General features: G+C 41.3%; 20 protein-coding genes. All 20 read left to right on the forward strand.

The annotated features are described in order from the left end of the window. Positions 1–53: 53 nt before the first annotated feature. The 20 genes from purB (at position 54) to J6I68_RS08285 (ending at position 21995) form a co-directional block, all read left to right on the forward strand. Complete coding sequence (gene purB / locus J6I68_RS08190; protein WP_292219432.1) at positions 54–1487, forward strand: adenylosuccinate lyase; 1434 nt, start codon at positions 54–56, stop codon at positions 1485–1487. Between the two features lie 173 nt (positions 1488–1660). Beyond that, on the forward strand, positions 1661–2524 hold the full coding sequence (gene metF / locus J6I68_RS08195; RefSeq protein WP_292219434.1) for a methylenetetrahydrofolate reductase [NAD(P)H]: 864 nt from the start codon (positions 1661–1663) through the stop codon (positions 2522–2524). Between the two features lie 78 nt (positions 2525–2602). Then, positions 2603–3607 carry an AAA family ATPase gene (locus J6I68_RS08200; protein ID WP_292219437.1) on the forward strand — a complete coding sequence of 335 codons (1005 nt, stop codon included), beginning with the start codon at positions 2603–2605 and terminating at the stop codon, positions 3605–3607. Beyond that, positions 3607–4488, forward strand: coding sequence for a DUF58 domain-containing protein (locus J6I68_RS08205; protein WP_292219440.1), 882 nt, complete (start codon positions 3607–3609; stop codon positions 4486–4488). Before J6I68_RS08200 ends, J6I68_RS08205 begins: the two co-directional genes overlap by 1 nt. Then, on the forward strand, positions 4472–4969 hold the full coding sequence (locus tag J6I68_RS08210) for a hypothetical protein (protein ID WP_292219443.1): 498 nt from the start codon (positions 4472–4474) through the stop codon (positions 4967–4969). Before J6I68_RS08205 ends, J6I68_RS08210 begins: the two co-directional genes overlap by 17 nt. A 5-nt stretch (positions 4970–4974) precedes the next feature. Further along, a complete protein-coding gene (locus J6I68_RS08215; protein ID WP_292219444.1) occupies positions 4975–6075 on the forward strand; it encodes a vWA domain-containing protein in 1101 nt (366 codons plus the stop codon). After that, positions 6072–7037: a vWA domain-containing protein gene (locus J6I68_RS08220; protein ID WP_292219447.1), complete on the forward strand. Its 966-nt coding sequence runs from the start codon at positions 6072–6074 to the stop codon at positions 7035–7037. Before J6I68_RS08215 ends, J6I68_RS08220 begins: the two co-directional genes overlap by 4 nt. A 2-nt stretch (positions 7038–7039) precedes the next feature. Next, positions 7040–7846: a tetratricopeptide repeat protein gene (locus J6I68_RS08225; RefSeq protein WP_292219450.1), complete on the forward strand. Its 807-nt coding sequence runs from the start codon at positions 7040–7042 to the stop codon at positions 7844–7846. Positions 7847–8046: 200 nt separating this feature from the next. Next, positions 8047–8559, forward strand: a complete 513-nt coding sequence (locus J6I68_RS08230; RefSeq protein ID WP_292219453.1) for a hypothetical protein — start codon at positions 8047–8049, stop codon at positions 8557–8559. 21 nt (positions 8560–8580) lie between these two features. Beyond that, positions 8581–8970 carry a response regulator gene (locus tag J6I68_RS08235; protein WP_292219455.1) on the forward strand — a complete coding sequence of 130 codons (390 nt, stop codon included), beginning with the start codon at positions 8581–8583 and terminating at the stop codon, positions 8968–8970. Position 8971: 1 nt separating this feature from the next. Further along, positions 8972–10012, forward strand: coding sequence for a hypothetical protein (locus J6I68_RS08240; protein ID WP_292219457.1), 1041 nt, complete (start codon positions 8972–8974; stop codon positions 10010–10012). 76 nt (positions 10013–10088) lie between these two features. Next, the gene (locus J6I68_RS08245) at positions 10089–11069 is read left to right on the forward strand and encodes a sensor domain-containing diguanylate cyclase (protein ID WP_292219458.1); all 981 of its coding nucleotides are present in this window, start codon (positions 10089–10091) and stop codon (positions 11067–11069) included. Positions 11070–11132: 63 nt separating this feature from the next. Continuing rightward, positions 11133–12410, forward strand: coding sequence for a DUF4145 domain-containing protein (locus J6I68_RS08250; RefSeq protein ID WP_292219461.1), 1278 nt, complete (start codon positions 11133–11135; stop codon positions 12408–12410). Next, complete coding sequence (locus J6I68_RS08255) at positions 12397–13260, forward strand: protein kinase domain-containing protein (protein WP_292219464.1); 864 nt, start codon at positions 12397–12399, stop codon at positions 13258–13260. The genes J6I68_RS08250 and J6I68_RS08255 overlap by 14 nt, the downstream gene beginning before the upstream one ends. A gap of 13 nt (positions 13261–13273) precedes the next feature. Next, positions 13274–13417, forward strand: coding sequence for a hypothetical protein (locus J6I68_RS08260; RefSeq protein WP_292219467.1), 144 nt, complete (start codon positions 13274–13276; stop codon positions 13415–13417). A gap of 393 nt (positions 13418–13810) precedes the next feature. Further along, on the forward strand, positions 13811–16741 hold the full coding sequence (locus J6I68_RS08265) for a DEAD/DEAH box helicase (protein WP_292219470.1): 2931 nt from the start codon (positions 13811–13813) through the stop codon (positions 16739–16741). Then, positions 16742–17749, forward strand: a complete 1008-nt coding sequence (locus J6I68_RS08270; RefSeq protein WP_292219473.1) for a hypothetical protein — start codon at positions 16742–16744, stop codon at positions 17747–17749. It begins immediately after the preceding gene. Further along, on the forward strand, positions 17718–18365 hold the full coding sequence (locus J6I68_RS08275) for a hypothetical protein (RefSeq protein WP_292219476.1): 648 nt from the start codon (positions 17718–17720) through the stop codon (positions 18363–18365). Before J6I68_RS08270 ends, J6I68_RS08275 begins: the two co-directional genes overlap by 32 nt. 19 nt (positions 18366–18384) lie before the next feature. Continuing rightward, entirely contained in the window at positions 18385–21681 is a 3297-nt protein-coding gene (locus J6I68_RS08280; protein WP_292219478.1) for a tetratricopeptide repeat protein, read from the forward strand. A gap of 32 nt (positions 21682–21713) precedes the next feature. Continuing rightward, a complete protein-coding gene (locus J6I68_RS08285; protein WP_292219481.1) occupies positions 21714–21995 on the forward strand; it encodes a hypothetical protein in 282 nt (93 codons plus the stop codon). Positions 21996–22077: the final 82 nt, after the last annotated feature.

The raw sequence follows: 22077 nt of genomic DNA on the forward strand, positions 1-22077 counted from the left end.
TTTACCCCTATATACATATGTGAATATATTCAAGAAAGAGGAGATTGTGAAAAATGAGTACAGACCGCTATGTAAGCCCATTGTCAGAGAGGTATGCAAGTAAGGAGATGCAGTATATTTTTTCTCCTGATATGAAATTCAGGACCTGGAGGAGACTTTGGATCGCCCTTGCAGAGATAGAGCAGGAACTTGGACTTCCTATTACAGATGAGCAGATTGAAGAACTCAAGGCTCACAAGGACGACATCAACTACGATGTTGCCAAGGCCAGGGAGAAGGAAGTTCGCCACGATGTAATGAGCCATGTTTACGCTTATGGAACCCAGTGCCCTAAGGCTAAGGGAATCATCCATCTTGGCGCAACAAGCTGCTACGTTGGTGACAATACAGATATCATCGTGATGACAGAGGCTCTTAAGCTTGTTCGTAAAAAGCTCATCAATGTCATTGCTTCTCTTTCTAAATTTGCTGAAGAGTACAAGGATCAGCCGACTCTTGGATTTACACATTTCCAGCCCGCACAGCCTACAACAGTTGGAAAAAGAGCGTGTCTGTGGCTTCAGGACTTTACCATGGATCTTGAGGATCTTGACTACGTCCTTGATAACATGAAGCTCCTTGGATCCAAGGGAACAACAGGAACTCAGGCTTCCTTCCTTGAGCTCTTTGACGGAGACCTATCTAAGGTTGATAAGCTTGATCCAATGCTTGCAGAAAAGATGGGCTTTAAGGGATGCATGGCAGTTTCAGGACAGACCTACAGCCGCAAGGTGGACATGAAGGTTATCAACGTCCTTGCAGGCATCTGCTCATCAGCAACCAAGATGGCTCAGGACATCAGACTTCTTCAGCATCTCAAAGAGGTTGAGGAGCCATTTGAAAAGAGCCAGATCGGTTCTTCAGCTATGGCATATAAGAGAAATCCTATGAGAAGTGAGAGGATCTGCTCACTTTCAAGATATGTCATCATAGATACACTTAACCCTGCTATCACAGAGGTTTCCCAGTGGTTTGAGAGAACTCTTGATGATTCAGCCAATAAGCGCCTTTCAATCCCTGAGGGATTCCTTGCTACAGACGGCGTTTTAGACCTTTGCCTAAACGTTGTTGACGGACTTGTGGTTTATCCTAAGGTTATTGAAAAGCACATGCTTTCTGAGCTTCCATTCATGGCAACTGAGAACATCATGATGGATGCAGTTAAGGCAGGGGGCGACAGACAGGAGCTCCATGAAAAGATCAGAGAGCTCTCTATGGAAGCTGGCAAGACTGTCAAGGTAGAAGGTAAGGACAACAACCTTCTTGAGCTTATTGCAGAGGACCCTGCATTTCCACTTACCCTTGAGGAGCTCAAGGCATCAATGGATCCTAAAAAGTACGTTGGATGCTCTGCTCACCAGGTAGAGAAGTTCCTTTCAGAAGTGGTGGGGCCTATCCTTGATGCTAACAAGGAAGACCTTGGAATGTCAGCAGAGATAAACGTGTAAGATATAGGGATTCAAAGTCAGACAGATTTCATGCTTGCATGATAATCTGCCTGACCTTGAAGACCGAACGAACATGAGGAAGTAGCACGATAGTGCGGATTCCGAATGGGCGAGGATTGCGCGAGCATAAGCGGAGCAATCCGCATATCTTACAAAATAAAAGGAGTGACAGCATGAAGATTACTGATATATTCAAAAATAAAGAAGTGACCCTGTCCTTTGAGGTATTTCCTCCAAAGACTGACGCCGGATATGCTGCAGTTGAGCAGGCAGCAGCTGAGATAGCAGCTCTTAAACCTGATTTCATGAGCGTAACCTATGGCGCAGGCGGCGGAACCAGCAAGAACACAGCTGCCATTTCTTCAGACCTTCAGGACAAGTATGGCGTAACTGTTTTATCACACTTAACCTGTGTATCCTCCACCAAGGATACAGTAAAGGCCATGATCTCTGAGTACAAGGAGAGGGGCATTGAAAACATCATGGCGCTTCGCGGCGATATCCCAAAAGAGGGCCGCATATGCTATGACTACGACCATGCTACAGAGCTTATCTACGACATTAAGTCCATAGATGAGAGCTTCTGCATCGGCGGAGCCTGCTATCCAGAGGGCCACGTTGAGTGTGCTCGCCAGTCTGAGGACATTCAGCATTTAAAAGAGAAGGTTGATGCAGGATGCGATTTCCTTACAACCCAGATGTTTTTTGACAACTCAACTCTCTATCAGTTCCTGTACAGAATAAGAGAAAAGGGCATTGAAGTACCTGTTCTTCCAGGCATCATGCCAATAACCAATGCCAAACAGGTTTCAAGGAGCGTTGCTCTTTCAGGCTCTACCATTCCTCAGAAGATGAAGATCATGGTGGACCGTTTTGCTGACGACCCAGAGAAGATGAAGGAAGCAGGCATCATCTACGCCAGCGACCAGATCATCGATCTTATCTCTAACGGTGTAAGCCACATCCACGTTTACTCCATGAACAAGCCTGACATCGCTGCAGGCATCATGAGAAACCTGGCAACCATAATCAGATAAAACCAATGAAGTGGTAGGAGTCGGCAGATCATCTGACTCCTGCCGTTTTTAAAAGACTCTAAAAAATGGAGAAATACTATGGAAGTAACAAGTGCTAATAATAACATCACCGAAGAGGAGTTTACCTACTCCCAGGAGGTTTTAAAAAAGCTCTCTGACTATTTTGAAAAGAAAGTGGTTGGTCAGTCACAGCTTAAGTTTTCCCTGGTGGGAGCCATTGTGGCAGATGGCCACATCCTTATTGAGTCAGTTCCTGGTCTTGCCAAGACAACTGCAGCCAAGGCTATTTCTGATGCTGTTGATGGCAAGTTTGCAAGGATCCAGTGTACTCCGGACCTTCTTCCTGGAGATATCATTGGAACACAGATCTACAACCAGGCTACAGGCAAGTTTGAGAACATACTTGGACCTGTCTTTGCAAACTTCGTTCTTCTTGATGAGGTCAACAGGTCAAGTGCCAAGACTCAGTCAGCCATGCTGGAAGCCATGCAGGAGAAGCAGGTAACTATCGGCGGAAAGAGCTATCACATGCCTGAGGATATCTTCATCGTTATCGCAACTCAAAACCCAATTGAGCAGGAGGGAACCTATCCTCTTTCAGAGGCACAGACCGACAGATTCCTTATAAAGGAAGTCATCACCTATCCAACAGCTGGGGATGAAGTAGAGATCTTAAACAGGATCGAGTCCGGAGCAATTTCAAAGGTTGATCCTCCAGTGCTTACCATCAAAGATGTCGACAGGCTTCAGGATATCGCAGAGAGAGTCTATGTTGATGACGCCATCAAGTGGTATATCTCAAGCATAGTTGTGGCATCAAGAAGAGCTAATCAGATACAGGGAATGGAACTTGCCAAGTACATCAGGATCGGAGCAAGCCCAAGAGCTTCCATATCTTTCCTTAAGATGGCCAAGGCAGCAGCTCTTATCCAGGGCAGAACTTATGTAACTCCTGAGGACGTCAAGCAGGTCAGCCACCAGGTACTTAGGCACCGTATAGGTCTTAACTATCTGGCAGTAGCTGACAACGTGCCTGTAGAGGCAGTTATAGACGCCCTTGTTAATTCTGTGAAGGCACCATAATGAAGATCGATTACGAGTATCTGTCAAAAATAAGAAGGGCAGTAGCCCTTTATACAAAGAGAAAGACGTCAAATATCCTTGACGGTGATTTCCACTCTGTTCACAGAGGCCGCAGTATGGAGTTTGATGATCTTAAGGAATATACCTATGGGGATGATGTCCACGACATCGACTGGAAGAGTTCATCCCGCATGGGCTCTATTCTTGTGCGCAGATATGAGACATCCCGCCGCCACAACGTGATGTTCATCTGCGACAGAGGCCTTAAGATGCTTGGAGACACCACTTCTGGTGAGAGCAAGGCGGAGCTTATGATGATGACCTTTGGAACCCTTGCTTATATAGTGGGCAGGAACGGCGCTGATTTTGCTCTGTCCTATTCAGGAAGCACCCACGCCACCACCAGTATCTTCAAGTCAGGAACGGACCACCTGGAGAGCCTTCTTTATGACTATGAAAAGAGTGTGGACTCTGACAGCACTGTTTCCCTGACGGACACCATAAAAGAAGTCCTTAACACAGTCCATAAGAGGATGATCATTTTTATCCTCACAGACATAGAGGGACTTAGCGAGCTTGACCCAGGCATAGTCAGGAGTATCACTGACAATAATGACCTCATGATCATAAACATTGAAGATGCCTTTCTTACTGGAGACCAGGTCTTTGACAGTGACCTTAAGGTCTACGAGAGATTCTTTTTATCCCACTCAAAGGCTCTCCATGAGGAAGAAGTAAGACAGAGACAGGAGATAATTGATGGAGTGTCCCATACCTGCAAACAGCTGCGGGCAGCCATGACAACAATCTCCAAACAGGAAGATATTATTGAGAGCGTGATCGCGCTCCTTGAAAGGTATAGAAATGGTTACTACGGTTAAACTTCAGGCGCCATTTGAATACAGCTGGATCGTCACACTAGCCACCATCGTTCTTGGAATTATCGCTGCGGTGATCCTTGTGTATGTGGTAAAAAAGCTTTTGGACCTTAGGGAAAAAGCTACCGCCAAACGGCCAAGATATCACAAGATACACCTTACCCCTGAAAACCTTGCCAAGATGAAAAAGGACTACATCGGAAGGGTTTCTGTGCTGCTTAATGGCTATCTGTCAGGGAAGCTGTCAAAGAGAGATGGCTACCAGAAGCTGAGCGGTATCATCAGGAGCTTTGTCCATGAGGTAACCGGCATAAATGTTGAGTCCTTTACTGTCAAGGAAGTTAAGGCTCTTGGCATAAGAAAGCTGGACGAACTTATGGAAGAGTACTACGTTCCTGAGTTTGCCGAGGATGAGAAGGCTGAGAACAAAGATTTTGCTGCTTCCTGCAGAGTAGCAATGGGAGTGATAAATTCATGGAGCTGATGCTGATGTATAAAGAGGTTGTCATAGTAGGCGTATGTGCCCTGTTGGCAGCTCTTTTGATAATCTATTTGGTTCATAAGAAGAGGACTGAGAGCTTTGAGGGTGGTCTAAAGGCAGCCAACACCGCTAGGATCAGAAATTCCAAGCTCTATAAGTCCTTAAATACCAGGTACAGGATCCTGCTTTCCATTTTTATGGCAGGAATGGTCCTTGCGTCTGTGGCAGCTCTTTTCCTGGCTGCCAGGCCATACAAGACCGACGATGTGGTAAGCGGTGTTAAGAAAAGAGATATCATACTGTGTCTTGACGTTTCCTACTCGCTCTACGACCTTAACGCTGAGATCGTTGACTACTACAAGGGCGTTGTGGCGGGCCTTGACGGAGACAGGTTTGGAATAAATATCTTCAACACCTCATCTGTAACTTACGTGCCTCTGACTGATGACTACGACTACATCCTGGACAGATTGGATGAGCTGGATGTTTATTTTGCCATGCAAAAAGAGTACTTCGAGGAGTATTACACTGTCTATGACAGCTTTACATACATGCCTGATGACAAGTATGCAAGGTACGCTGAGCTTCAGGATAAGCTTGATTACTTCGAGGCAGGGACACTGTATGAGAACTGGTACAGAGGATCTTCCCTTATCGGAGAAGGCCTTGGCACCGCTCTTTACTCTTTTCCATACCTGGGCAATTCCGAGAGGACAAGAGTTATCATCATGAGCACCGACAATGAGAATAACTCTTTCGTCAGAGAGGTTCTCAACTTAAAGGAAGCAGCTAATTACTGCAAAAAGAACAAGGTCACTGTCTTTGGCATCTTCCCATCGGAAGAGAAGTTCTATCTGCCAGAGGAGTACGACTATTCATCCTGCCTTGCTGGCTTTAAGGAGGCAGTCGAGACAACAGGGGGCAAGTTCTACATAAGGACCAGGTCCCAGACTGTTGAAGAGATCGTCAAGGATATCCAGAAGCAGGAGGCCATGCTTGTTAAGGTTGTTATGACAAGACAAACAATCGACCTTCCAAGGGTTCCATTTATCATAATGCTGGGGTGCCTCGTTGCTGGGTGCCTTGCGGGATTGGTATTACAAAAATGAGCATTAAACCTATACTTCCAATTGGAGTGCTGCTCCTTGTTATAGCTGCACTATTTGGCGTTACAGCACTTCTTATTATCAGGAATAAATTTAATACAAAAGAAAAGATAACGTCCCTCCTTAGGATGAGCGCTATCTACGTGCTGATCCTGGTCATTGGCCTTCGCCCTGTGATCCCTGAAACTCAGTATGAGTTTGCAACCAAGAACCTGGATGTTTTGTTTATCGTGGACAATACCATCAGTATGTGGGCTCAGGACTACAACGGCAAAAGGGAGAGGATGAGCGGCGTTATAAAGGACGCAAACTCCATCATCAATGAGCTTGCAGGCAGTAACTTTGGCCTTGTGACCTTTGATGACACTGCTCATGTGTTGTCGCCTTTTACCCAGGATATGCAGTACATCAAGGATCTGTTTGACACTTTCAAATCTCCTGACAGCGACTACGCCAAGGGAAGCAATCTGTCTATTCCCTATCAGGACATTGACGCACTGCTACGTTCTTCAGCAAGAAAAGAGAACCGCAAGACCATTGTGTTTTTCATAAGCGATGGTGAGATCACCAATGGAAAAGAGCTTGTGGACTACTCGGAGCTTGCCCAGTACATCGATGCTGGTGCTGTGCTTGGATATGGAAGTGAAAATGGCGGCAAAATGAAAGAGGACTTTGGCTATGGGTATATCTACGACTATAGCACCCACAAGGATGCCATCTCCAGGATTGATGAGGAGAACCTTAATAAGATCGCCACGGACTTGGGTCTACAGTACCTTAACATGAACAGCGGCAGTTCCGCCCTTGACGGCGCTGTTGAGATCATAAAAGAGAGCAGCAAGACCATCATTGAATCAGGAAACGGTGCAGAGATAGAAAGAGATATCTATTTCTTCTTTGCGTATCCGCTGATCTTTATGCTGGTGCTTGAGATCGTGCTATTTGTAAGAAGAGGGAGGCTGTGATAATGAAAAAGATTCCTCTGAGAGTAATATTTGCGGCGGTTTGCGGGCTGTTTTTGCTGGCCGTTACGGTGGTGATGGCAAGGCGCCTTATAATAAACCACAGTTTTGTAAGTGCCTATGAACAAGGGGATTATCAGGTTGATAAAGTGAAATCTCTTTTGACCATGAATTTCCCTGAGAGCTATGTGCCACTTTACAACCTGGGAAATGCATCCTACAAGCTTGGGGACTACAACTCAGCCATATCCTATTACACCAAGGCCCTTGAGATGTATCCTCCTGAGGCTAAGGAGTGCGACATCAGGGTTAACCTGGCGCTTTCTCTTTGCGATACCATAGACTTTTATCACCTGGATTCACAGGACAAGATAGACACAGCTCTTTTCATCCTGTACAAGGCAAGAGACGTGCTGACAGAAAAGGGGTGCGCTGCAGAGGCAGAAGGAGAGAAGGGCCATGACCCTGAGGCTCAGCAGCTTAAAGAAGACATCGATGAGATGATCAAAAAGCTCCAGAACCCTGACCAGAACGGCTCTAATGGGCAGCAGGAGCAAAACAGCTCATCTGATGATAGCGATAGTAGCTCCGGCGGCGGCTCAGGCCCTTCCGAGAGAGAAAAGAAAGTCCAGGGCGAACTTGAAGGCAAGAAGAAGGACGCTATGGAGGACCGCAAGGACCAGCAGGGCACACTAGAAAAGTACTCCGACTTTATCGGCGGCGATGAGGAAGGCGGCGGAAACGGCGATCAGAGTAGTGATGGCTCCGGCGATGGTGAAGGGGGCTCCGGCCAGCAGGTTAACCCCTGGTGATGGGGACTAAACCGTAGGTTTATTGTACTATCTTCCGAAAAATATATAATTAGCTCATAAGACAAGAAACAAAAGAATAACAGATTGAAATTTATAACAGGTTGAACATATTGAATGGCAATAGCGGCGCTATCACTATGTCCAACCTGTTTCTTTGTCTTATGAACCTTGAAAATAACATATTTACGGAGGGTAAGTACATGAAAAAGATTGTAAAAACCTACACAGAAATAAAGCTAGAAGACGGAAAGGGACTTGATAAGTTCTACGTTGATCCCATGACCAAAACTTACCAGTATGAACATGCGCTCCTTACCATAGTTTCAGACCTCTTTAAGGAAACAGAAACCTCATCTCTTTTGCCTGACAGGCTAAAGCTCTTCTTCAATGAACTTCCAATCAGAAAGGAAGTTCAGGAGGAGGCAAGAAAGCAGAAGGAGGCCATGGGGCAGGCTTCTGATGGGAAGGAACCCTGCCATAAGAAAACCCGTGACAGCGTCATGGAAGATGTGAGGGCTCTGGTAGAAAGAGACGTTGTGGGAAACGTAGACTTTCCCATGATGCACCAGTGCAGAGCCCAGGTAAGGGCCCTTCCAAGACAGGACGGATCTCACACTTTTCTTTTTACAGATGGTGTGTACAGCTTCTCAGTAAGGCTGGACTTTGGAGCGAAACCCAAGGGCCAGAAGCCAAAGAAAGTCGTTGTGATATAATCCAGAGAGGGGGTAAACAAAATGAGAGTACTAAACATCGAAGATACACCAACTAAACACAGAGCCATAAGGGATGTGCTTGAGAGCTGCAGGATAACTGACATTGATTGCGAACGCAACCTTGCAGATGGCGTTGCAAGATATAAAGAGGCCCTGGCAGCAGGCAATCCCTATGACCTGCTCATCACAGACATGTGGTACCCACCCGAGAAGGGCGTTGGGGAAGATCGGTGCGGCGACAAGCTGGTTGAGATGGCCATCAGGGAGCACTGGGATGTGCCGATCCTTGTGTGTTCAAACCAAAACTACAACTACCCAGAAATCCTGGGGACGCTGTTCTATTCAGAAAATGTAGATTGGGAAGGGCAGCTGCGGGGATATGTTGAGCAGATAAAGAAGGAAAAGAGCTAAAATGATTATAAGTGAGGATGAAAAGAGTCTTATAGAAATGTTTAGGGCGTCAGATGATGTTCAGAGAGTAATGATTCTGACCTATGTTAGAAATCTGGCGCCTAAAAATGAACATGATATTATTGAAAGGCCCACTGAGAACTCAGGCAAGCAATATGATGACAATCTAAAAAACAAGAAAATGCTCTGTAAGAGATTGCGGAGACTTGCGAGACTGGACAGAATAAGACTTGATGAGTCGGAACATACATCTGCGCTTAACCGGCATCTTTCTAAGTACTTTGACTATCTTGGCGTAGATAAACTGGAGTATGTCAAAAAATATCTTGAGCATATTCAGCCTTTTATGATAAAGGAGGTTAAAAGCCAGGAGAAATTCGACAATGCAATATATGTTCTTGATGAGTATTACAGGATAGCTGTGTACATCAAGGCAGATGCCACTCGCGGAGAAGAAATGATCATCTCTTTCCACGAGAACAATAAAAATGGCATTGCCAAAAGAGAACCAGTAAGAAAGAGTACCAGTGAAGTGTATGTATTTCCTGAGACTATTAGCGCTCACGTTTCCGGTACTGATCTGTATGATATCAATCTCTTTATTACAAGAGGAGTGACAAGTCTGCCCATTAGCGTGTCTGCAAGGCGGTGCGACGACGAGGGATTTTGGGTGAGGCTTGGTGATATTGAGAGAGCACTGGTGGAAACTGCCAATAGCTACTTACAGGATCTATATACGGCAGATCTGGACTATTCGGAGGTTGAGCCCTTTTACTCCCTTCAGCAGATATCGTTTACTTCATATGGCACAGATGTCTTTTCCAGCATATCGCTGCTGATTGACAGCCTTCTGCTTCAGATGAGTCCCATAAGCAAGCAGGTCGCAGATTCTGCACTTTGTATATACTGCAGTACAATTGAACTACCTGATAAGTCCAGAAAAGAACTGATTGAAACCATGAAGGAGAGATATAAGGTAAACTCTGTCAGGATACTGCCAGAGATATTGAAGAGGGTTGAGATGAATCTTGGACAGTGTTAAACCAATGAAATGATATATTTAGGGAAAATAGCGTGATATAATTGATATATCGATTATTTTCATATTGAGGGGGTCTATGGATAGCTATTTGACTGGGGCTAAAAAGGCTTCGATTGGCAATGCTATAAAAAGCCTCTATCAGCTTATCGTTTTAGTTGAAGAGGGGAGTTTATCATGCCATTTGGTTGACTGTAACAAAGAACTTGATACTCTTAATGCTTCAAACGTCAGAGTCTATGACGATTTGTTTTCCTCGTTATATAAGAATACTCATCCGGAAGACAGGAATAGTCTGTTATTGCTTAGTAATATCGATGATCTTAATAAAGCTCTTTCTGGGGAGGTTTACATATCTTGTGAGTGCCGCATCAGGCATACTGATCTGGGATATTATTGGTCAAGGATAACAATATGTAATGCTAAGGTGGAAGATAGTCCAACAGGCCACGAATATCTGATCTTATTAGAGGATGTCCATACTCAGAAGAATGTTCTTTTAGCTGATCGTAACGAACTTCTTAAAACTATCAGTACGCTGGAAGATAAGTACAACAAGCTCTTTATCGAGAACATGACTGATGCCCAGACTGGCTGCTATAACAGAAAAGGCCTTAAGTATTCTGAGAATATTGCACTTCAGGATACCCGTGATAACAACAAGGATATCTTTGTATGTGTCCTGGACCTTAACGGTCTTAAGTACATGAATGATACCTTTGGACACAGCGCAGGAGATACCGCCATAGCAACAGTTGCTGATGCACTCCAAAAAGCTGCTCCCAAGGGCTCAAGCATAATCAGGACTGGCGGAGATGAGTTCCTGGTTTTCTGTCCACTGGAAAAGGACAGTACTGAATATGAAAGCTTTGGAACTGTTCTTGAGTCAGAGCTTAATGATTATAACGCTAGTCACGACAATCCCTTTGAAGTATCTGCAAGCTATGGATATGTCTTTTTACCACTAAAAGAGGGAATGGATACACTGGATGAATACATTGAGGTTGCTGATGAGAAGATGTATCGGATGAAAGAGGAAACGGATCCGCATAAGAGGTAGATGTATCATTAAATCATCTTTAAAGCATTACATACACTGAACGATGACAACTGGAGTATTCTTATGAATTTTGATGTTTTTGATGATATTGAATTTGATAGGAAAGATCAGCTTCTTAGAAATTGTAAGGCTGCGGAGCGATATATTATAGTATCGCCTTTTATTTCTGTAGCGCATGCAAGAGCCGCTCTTGAAATACTGTGCAAAGGGATGATAAAGGAACATGCTGTGAAGCAGATTATACCATCGGGAGATGGTAAGCCAGGGAATCCAAACCTGGCAACAATGATAGCTACTTGTGTTAAAAATGGAATAATTACAAAGACTGAAGATGCCGCAGTGATCAGAAAGAATGGCAATGATGCTCTGCATATCAATAAAGGATCGCAAAAGATACAAGTGGTAAATGAAAAGAGCGTAAAGAAAGCCATGGACTCAGTGGAGGCTCTTTTTCATGTTTTTCAGGATGTGTTTCATACTCATACAGATATTGATTTTGATAAGTTGAAGGTTCCATTTGGCTTTTTTGAAATTGTGCGTGCAGTGCCAAAAGCCCCTAATGAAGTTATTTTTGGTGAATTTAATTATTTTGTGAAAGATCCACAAGAAAACTATTATTATCTCCAGATATATCACAGAAACAGTGAAGAGGAGATAGGAAATACTCTTGGTGAAAGGGGAATGCTGGCTGGTAATAGAATTAAAGGAAACAAAGGTAGAACGAGTTATCTTTTGGATGTTTACTATCCAAGTAATTTACTTGCAGAGTCTGATAGGGAGTACATAGCATATTCTGTATATAACGATTCGTGCTTGCTTTCAGAGATGCAAGGAGGTCAATTAACAGACAAACAGGTAGTTATGATAGCTTTGGATATTACCAATGCTCTTTTGGAATTAGAGTCAATTGGTGAGGGAATTCATTTAAGAAATCTCCAGCCTGGAAATGTTATCATTACGCCAAATGCTGACGGTTACATGGCAGGAGTAGTCAATATGGAAACTGCCAAGATCACTGGGTACGAAGCAACTGTAATTGGAAGCATGAGAGAACTAATTACACAAAATCCATATATGCCCAGAGAACTAAGAAATTTCGCTGAAAATGGACCACTTGATATAAACTGGGAAAAAGTTGACGTGTATTCTCTTGGTAAAATAATGGTTTATTGCAAGGACCCGTCACTGGTTAAGGAAGAAATAGACGATTCAGTGCTATATGATATTTTCCCCGATGAAATAGCAGACATTCTTTATGACATATTTACAAGCTCAATTAACATGATATACAGTCCCATGGAGTTAAAGGAGAAACTGCAGGATGTTGTTGACCAGTATTAACACTGGAAAAGAGTATAACGTAGAGGGACCAATTTATAGTAATGAGCTCTCAAATATTTGGTGCGGAAAGACAAAAACTAGTGAAAACAAAGAACTATTTGTCAAAATACTAAATTATGGGAAAATTGAAGACTCTAAAGTGGCCAATAGCCTATTGGAAGTGAGCAAAGAAGAAGCAAAGACACTAGAGAAGGTCTCTAAATGTACGAAGAGAACTCCAAGAGTTTTTGATTCTTGGGATAATCGCAAAGAAAAGCAATTTGTGATCGTCATGGATATGGTGCCGGGATGCTCTCTAAGACAGTGGATGAATAAACATAATAAAGAAACATTAACTGGGAAGGATGTTTTTGTTCGCAAGTGCATCATAATCCAGATCTGCGAGATAATGAGAGATATCAATCGAAAGTATTCTTCCTTTGTACACAGAGACCTTAAGCCAGAGAATATTTTCATCAATTTTAATGCCAAGACAAAAAGATGGGATGTATACATTATTGATTTTGGATGTGCAAATCTAAACCACATCAGAAATGTTGGTACAACAAATTATCAGGCACCAGAGCAGCTCGGACAAAAAGCCTTTAGTGTCAGTATTACTAATAGGACAGATATTTTTGCAATAGGGCAGATTTTTTATGAGATGCTGTTTGGTTATGCACCAAGAATCGGGTTTGAGTATCAGTATAGAGCCAGAGAAAATAAATGGTGTCAGATTCCGCAACCTCCGGAATATCTTATGGGGATTACGGGGATGGACAAGTTACTGGCGCTAATAGAGAAAATGACTAGCTTGGATTTAAGGGAAAGACCAGGATACGAAACAATAATTCCTAGATTAAAGAATTGAAGGTGGAATAAATATGGCGGATATAATTCAGGATCTGTTTACTAGTCAGGAGTGGGCATTATTAGAGTATTTCAATAATGATGATTTGGAACATATAAAGGATTTTCCAGTACATCTGGATGCGGATCCAGAGAGGATGGAAAATGATGATAAATAATTATAGTATTAAGCTACATCCGCGCAATTATAAAGAGTTAGATGGAAGACTGATTTTTTATTTCCGCGAAAAGATGGTAAAAAGTGAAGACTTTGAGGCCATATTACACGAAATAAGATCTGCCAAAACGCTTGTTATAACTTCTTTTAAGAAGAATGAATTTTCAGAGAGATACTATGCCTTGTACATAGGAAGATATGTATTGTATTTTGATCGTAGCGACAACAATAACTTCCGATGTACTAAGGTCCTTTTTGGAAAAAAGCCGCTGAAAAAAAAGAGAATCTATATAAGACAAAGATTTTTACTATTATTCCGGCGGGGGGAGTCTTTGCCATTTTTAACGGGCAGATGTATCCCAAAAATCTATTAACTGAACATGAAGCCTGGCAGATGGACTCCGATCTGATAAATGATCTTCAGGATTCTATGGAGAGTTATTTTGATTCAGATGAGGATGAGCCTGAACAGGAGAAAAAGGAAGATTCAGTAAAGGTATCTGAGAGGTTTAAAAGAAACATTCTTAAGCCTTTTCAGGATTATACTGCAAAAGAACAGTGGGTTGAAGACAATAACCAGGCCCAGGGTGAAGGAGTTTCTTTTTTTAAGCGAGAATTTAGAAAAGCAGGGGCAAAAGGTCCTAGTTATGCGTTCTATTCCATAGATACTGAAGCAGACCCAGAAAAAGGCATGTTTCAGATTGGAGAACAGGCAACAATAATAAGTGAAATTGAATCAGAGATTGTGAAGATAAACGGTGTTATCACTGACATTGACTGTGAGAGTGAAGACGCTGTAATTTTCATGATCTCTTTATTTCGTCAGGAAGATGATAGTGCAATTCCTCAGGAAGGAAAAATAGCTAAAGCGGTAAGTCAGGTACAGACTTCTGTCAGAACTCGCGTCATTAGAAATATGGAGCGCGGAAAACTCGAATCAAAGTACATGTACAAAGACTTTGAAGACTTTTCTGTAAAGGGATATGAAGAGGCGCAGTCTGATTTAAAGGATTATCTGATATCAAAAATGGCAGATGATTGTCCACCAAATCAGATGCAGCTGGAGGCTATCATAAAGGGAATACTGACAGAGGACGTGCTGCTGGTTCTGGGACCTCCGGGAACAGGAAAGACTACTGTTATTAGCTATTGGGTTGAGTATTTCATCAAGAAGGGACAGAGAGTCTTAATATCCTCACAGAATAATGCTGCAGTAGATAATGTTTTGGCTCGATTTGGGACAATTGCTGAGACAGTAAGACTAGGAAGAGAAGAAAAGGTCCAGGAGAATTGCCAGGATTATCTTCCTGAAAAAAAGATTGCTTCTATGGAGAAGTACTTTAATGACAACCACAGTAGAGTCATTGATGACATTAAGCATAATCAAAATGAGTTAGAGAACTACAAAACGAGACTTCAAGAATATCAAGATAAGTTGAATGAACTGAGCAAACTCTCGGATGACATAAAAAGGCAAAACGAGAAAGTTCGATCAGTACTTCGTAATATTGCCAATCACTATGAAGTGATCAAGGCACTTGAGAAGGATATCGATAATATTCGTTGGGCAAGAGCACATAAGGAAATTTTCCTGGAGGTATATGAGACCAAGAGTTTTTTGTGGAGAATATTAAATAGGAGGTATGCAAAGCGAGTAAAAGGCGATCTGTTAAAGTCTGAAGCTGATCTGAATAATAAACGTAAAATCTATGCTGAAACAGTGAATGCTTATAATACTTCCGTCGGATTTGTCAAAACAGAAATAGAGAAGATCAACGAGACAGATTCTGCTAAAAATTTCTTTGAAAAGTTACATGAGGTTGAAGAAAATACGCAAGAGGCGGTGCAGGAAGCATTTCTTCCGGATCTTAAGGGAGAATCAGCTGCGCTGTTCAGGAAACCAGATTTTTCTTCAAAGCCACGTGAGAATTATTCTGTAATACGTGAACAGCAAAACCATGTGAAAAATGTCATTGTATCGATCAAGCTGGCTGAAAATGCCTTAAAATCATGGAATGATCTTGTCAATAATAATAGAAATGATATTTTCCAAGATGCCCTCCTTGAAACGTGTCAAATTGTTGGAGCTACATGCATTGGCATTAATTCAAATAAGAAATTTGCCAATGTTAAATTTGATGTAGCTATCGTGGATGAATCTGGGCAGATACAGATTCATAATGCACTTATTCCTATGACAAGAGCAAGGAAAAATCTGCTTCTTGGAGACTATAAACAAATCCCTCCTTGTGCAAATGATGATGTAGTTGCCGCTTGTAAAGCTGATGATATAGATACAAAACTGCTTAACATGAGCTTCTTTGAATTCCTGTTTGAGTCGATGAGAAAGAAGACTATTCAGCAGCTTGAAGCTGAAGGTAGGGATAAGAGCGAGTTATTGCGTCCCGTATTATCTGACTACCAAAGAGTACCACATAAGAAATTTGAACCGGATGTGGTAGAGGATATGATTGAGAGGGTTACAAATGACCCTAAAAAACTGGTTAATCTTAATAGTCAGTTCAGAATGCCAGGCAATATTTCAGATATTATCTCGGAATGGTTTTATGAAAGAAATTATCATTCCAGCTACAACATGGAGAACTTTGAAATATTGGTGCCAGGTACTGATAAACCTTTGGTTGTGATTTCTACAAGTAATGCAGCAGGACGAGAAGAGAGTCAACCAGAAACAAAGATGGGATATCACAACCATTATGAGGCAAAAATGATTGCTGATATTGTCGAAAAAGCCATTAATCTTCAGCCTGATGGGGCACGTGAAAAATTTGTGAATGAAATTGAAAATAAGATAGGCATTATATCTGCCTATGGCGCGCAGGTCAGACTTATCAGAGAATATCTAAGAAAAAAGAAACTTGGAATAGGAGAAAACCAGATAAGAAGTATGGTGGCTTCTCTTGACAGTTTTCAAGGGCAGGAAAGACCGCTTATTCTGTATAGCCTTACAAGGAGTACCAACTATAAGAAGCCGGATATGGGCAGGGTTGGTTTCATGAAAGAGCTTCGGCGTCTCAATGTTGCGTTTACAAGATGTAAGAAGCAGCTCGTTATCATTGGAGACATTGATTACCTTTCTGAGTGTATGAACATGGAGAAGGTTCCTGAAGGTGAGAACGAGTGGCCATGCTCTGGTCAGCAGGAAAATCAAATGATAAGTCAGGAGATGATAGATCAGTGCGCTGAATGCCCTGCTGTATGTGAACGTAAATTTGCCAGATTTATGAGACTACTTATGCAGCATGTTCATGACGGAGCTGGAGATTTTATTCAATCTGAAGATTATTTGAAAAAGGATGCGTAAATGAAGAGTACAGCAAAGGAAATTCGGGAAGAATCAAAAGCTCTTTTTTTAGAGCGGTTTGGAGGAAATACACCACTTAAGCTAGTGTATTTTCATACTTTTCTGTGTCCAGTGGCATTTGCAGAGGCAATGGTCAAAGAGCACATTATAGAGGATTACGATGCTTTAGAGTTATTGGTTTTGCGCTTGTATAACGCTGGGTTCAGAACGACAAAGGAAATGGCATCGCTTTCAGGTATGAAAGAGGTGATGATTGAAAGAGCGTTAATTAATGAAATCAATGTATATCATCATATAGATCCTGAGATAGATGATCTGACAGATATGGGTAAAAAAACATTTATTGAAAATGAAATTAGTAATTCAGTAAATCATATTTTATACACAACACCAAGACGACTTCAGATTGAAGCTGTGACAGGAACGGTGGTTCCTGCTTACCTTGAAGAGAATAATATCAAGTTTTTAAAAACTGTGTTGGAAGAAAAGGCTGATGGTGTTGTCCCCAGAGAATCCGTAAGATTTGATGAAGAGCTCAAGCGGGAAATAAACGATCGTTTGGCTGAATACAAGCATATGGATATATTAAATGAAGGAGATACTATCGTAGGAATTGAATCTATAAATACTAATCAGCTGTATTACAGGTGGGCATATCTTGCTAAGTTTGAAGGAATGAAGTATCCAATGATTGTTATGCAAGGGAAAAAGACAGTTGGAAAGGTTAATTCTGAATCCATAAAAAAGAGAGAATATGGGAAAAGAGTGGCAGTTCCATTAGCTATTTCCAGGAGTGACAGTAGTTTGCTTGAACAAAATGGAATGAGCTTTGATGACGTTCTGATAAGGGATGATTATTCCTTTGATTATCTGTTGGAAAAGATTGAGAACTTTAAATTCCATGAAGAGCAGGATGATATTTCTCTTGAAAACGAAAATGCAGTTTATGAAGATGAGAGAATAATGGAGACTATAGATGAGTCAGAATTTAAGCCTGAAGAAGAGTGAAGAACCTTTAATAACCAGAACCTGGACGTGTGAATGTGGATGTGAAAATCCAACGTATCTGAAAGCATGCAAGAATTGTTCCAGCACTGTGCCAGATTCTTTAAAGGAAACAATATTCAAAGAGGAAATTGAATATCAGAATAAAATACATGCATATGAAGAAAAGCAGAGAAAGGAAGTATTTATACTTTTTGGATTGCTTGCTGTATTCTTCTTGCATGAGCTTATTTTTGCATTTATAGCTTTTTTATTAAAAGTAATTTTATTTCTATTTGTGGTACTGGCGATTGCCATGGGAGCTCTTAGTGTTTTTGTCATGGTTAAAGGTGTTGTAAAGAGAACAGCCATGGAGCAAATGGGGTATGGAATTTATGCTGCATATTTGGTATTCATGGTTTTGACGTCAATCATTATTAAGGTAACCAACACTTGGGATATGGTACTTGGAATTGCGATGACAGTATGTACCGGAGGCTTTGCCTTATCTTCCCTGATCGAAGCGATAAAGAACAAAAGACTGGGAATTGCCATAACTTTGTTTATTACGGCATTGATAACATTTGGTATAGGCTACTGGATGTATAAATCAGGCGCTTTATTGATTCTACATAACTAAGTGTGTTGAGGTGTAAGATATGGAAAAGCATGAAAAGCAGGAACTGCCAGCAAATATCTATAAGATGTACGATGCTTATGAGAATGAAACAAGCACCACCAGAAAAATGGAGCTGATCCTTGATGTATTTAAGCAGACCGTGCAGTTTTTTGGATGCTTGTTTTTGAGTGAATACTTGTGGGATGAAGAAAAGGTCAATTCCACAGTAAACGGATACATTAGACAGATGGGCAGACCAGCACTTGGTACTTGGGACGGGCTGGTGCGCAGTTATGCAAAAGAATTCTGCAGGAAAAAGAAATCATGGTTTCAGGGATTTTGGGACTGTTACAAAAGTGTTAGTGAGAAAAAAGTTAGTTGTGTTTATGTGGGCCGTTTTAGAGAAGAGAACAGTGAAAAAGGCAACGTTTTTCAAGAACTGATAATGCTAAGAAATCAAATAGCACACGGGGCACAGTATCCAAACAGTGAAGAGGCCTCAGCAATTTTGAAGGTTTATGCACCTTATGTAGAAGCTATTTTGCATGCCTTTGTTCCGTTTTTCACTAGATATAAAGTCGCAAAATGTATCAATATTGATACATATGATGAGGAGTTGGATGAAGATTGCTATATTGCAACCTTCGATATCTTTAATTATTCAATAAAAGAAAATGATAATTATGTTGTTAAGTGGCCTACGGACACGCAGGAACTTGGAGACGATCCTTCTGAGTTTTTTAAAGACCAAGAGGCCAGGAGCCCAGAGGAGGAGGGGGTCCAGTTCTACCTTCTTGATATGGAAAACACTCAGAGAATTTTGAAATTCTCTGAAATTCTTGTGGAAATACTTGAGAGTGACATCCATGAAGAATATATGATTTATGATGGATATGGAAATAGTGATGTTACATATGTTGGGGTAAGAGAACGCCGTAAATTGAAATTGTACCTTCAGGCAATTAATGCAAAATTTACTAGCCGTGGAATCAGGCAGCATTGGATGCATCATGATTTCAACATGGATGGATTCAGACAGTATATTAATGAGCTTTCCCAAATTGCTATAGATAATCATAAGGAAAGTTTAAAATACGTGCCGGATTTGTATGTCCCAAGAGCTTGCGATGAAACTATAAAAGAGTTTTTAAACTCTGATAAGACAACTATTTTGATTAAGGCTGAAGCTGGTGTTGGAAAAACATGTTTTTTGTGTCACACCGCTGAAATGCTTATGAGTGATCGTGAAAGATATGCGGTTTACTTTTATCAGGGAGAAACCCTGACTGAGGTTAATAGAGAAGACATTCTCTTTAGAAGGTTAGAACAGGAATGCCTTGAAAAAGGTGATTTTTTATCTTCTGAGAACTTCTTGAGTTTTATGGCGGAGCATAATGAGGAAAACATCCAGCTTGTCATGATAGTTGATGCTGTTAACGAGGCTTATGACACTGAAAGAGTTCTGAAGGAAATTGATGCAATAACAAGTCGCGGAAAAGATTATCCCTGGCTAAAAATAATCGTCAGCATCAGAGGAATAAGTTATGATCTGCTCCAAAAGCATACGGTGAATAAAGGTAAAAAATTCCAATTTATGACTAGCCGTGACAGGTTCTTCTCTGTTGTTGAGGATGGGGAACCCAAATATTATCTTGGAATTGACAGATGGAATCTGCTTCAGGTTGAAGAGGCCTATGATAGGTATAGGAGCAAAAGTAAGAGGAAGCTTAGCATTCCCAAATTCAGGATGCTTGATAATGAACTTAAACAAGTTCTTTCAAGTCCGCTTTCAATGAGGGTTTTCTTTGACCTGACAGAGCTGGTAAAAGGTATTAGTATCCATTCTGATTCAGATCTGTTTGCTGCATTCGATAAGGAAATTAGTAAGGGAGATGAGGTCATCTCCAATAATCCTGATTTTGTTACTAGTACTCTTAAAAACAGTATTGTGGAAGCGATGCTGGAAGAGAAAAGTAACGCCATCGATTCTGATCGTATTGAAAAGATTAGCGATGGCCTTATTAAGAAAGCCGATGATGACTACAGATTTGTTATCCTTACTCCATTAGAGAGATTATTGGATGCAGGTATTGTTTGCGAAAAGGAGTCATTGATTGATAATACCTCATTTAGAAGTATTTCTTTTGTGTATCAGAAGTACCTTGAATACCTGATCTGTAGAAGAATTGATAAAGAAAAACCATTAGAACAGGTAGCAGATGAGCTTATAGAAACTATTGGATGGGAAGAACTTCCAGAGGCATTTTTAGCATATTGTTCTGCACTTGATAGATATAAGAACTGCGCGGAAGTTGTGGACTTGGTAGTAGGTAAGCTCAGAGACAAGAAACAGAATCTTGATGCCTTCAAAACTGTCCTTATTCCCTACTGTGTCAGACGATTTATTGAAAAAGAATCGGAAGATGACAATGACATGATGACTCAGTTGATGAAAGTGCTTGAAAAGTATGAAGTTGTGGAATGGGGCGTTGACATCGTTGAGTCCTTCAGACATATGGTTAAGTCTGACCTGGCAAATAAATTTGCTGATGTTATTTTGGAATGCGAAGCTATAAACAATGAATTAAGGAGCAGAGTTCTTTTCCATAAATCTATGATATGCCAGAACAGGTCTCAGTATCAGGAGTCCATCAGTCTTCTTGAAAGCGCCAAAGATGGAGAACTGAATGAGGCACTGAACAATCAGATAATTGTTCAGCTTGCTAAGAACCAGAGAAAGAATGGTTCAGTTCAGGAAGCAGAGACTCTTTTGGAAAAGATGATCAGTGATAGCTCAGAAGACACGCCTTTTTATCCATATGCGCTGATCCAAAGGGGACTTTGCAGCGTTGAAAGAAATAAATATGATACGGCGTTAGATGATTATGAGAAGGCATTAGCAATTTCCAGAACTCAACATGATTATCACACTGTGGCTTATAACCTGCTTGGTATCTCCCATGTCTACAAACAGAGAGGCGATAGCGAGAATGTGAGAAAATCTCTCATGGAGGTTTATGAGCTCTCAAGTCGCTATGGCTATTTAGATCTTTTATCTGATTGTCTTCATGCCCTGGCTGGACTATATGTGGATGAAGGCAAGTACGAGGATGCTGAAAAGTATACGGATCAGACTATAGCTCTGTGGGAGAGCTCAGGTCATTACGAGGGACTTTCTATCATGTATATCATGCGTGGAATCGTGCTGACCAAGAAGGGAAAGAATAAATATAGTGATGACATAAAAGCTGCGGTTGACAGGGCAGAAGAACTGCATGAATTTATCAAAAATGACGCAGTGGAGAGAGAGTATCAGAAGTACAAAAGTATGCTATAAACAAAATATTAACTGAGAGGGTAAAGATTATTATGGGCGATCCAATTAAAAGTTATGTTTCCAGATATGTTATACCTTTTTATTTCGATAATAGTAGCAATGACTATTCAAGAATTCAGGATAGTCTTTGCGATAAATCTTATTTAAGTAAATTAAAGGAAGATAAGGTCAATATTGCATTGCCTTCAGACGGAGAGTGGATTAAGGCAGGCTTTTGGGAGAATTATAGGTATAAAGATAGTAATAAAACTAAAGAAAGGCTCTTCGTTAGTTTGTGTGGGTATATAAAACGCTATAACCCTTGTAAATATTGAAAAAGCATACATTTTCCTGTACGATTTTTTTTGCGGAAAAAATCTATAGTACAGAGAGGTAAATGTATGCTCACCAAAAAGA

The sequence above is a fragment of the Butyrivibrio sp. genome (assembly GCF_017940685.1).
Taxonomy (GTDB): domain Bacteria; phylum Bacillota; class Clostridia; order Lachnospirales; family Lachnospiraceae; genus Butyrivibrio.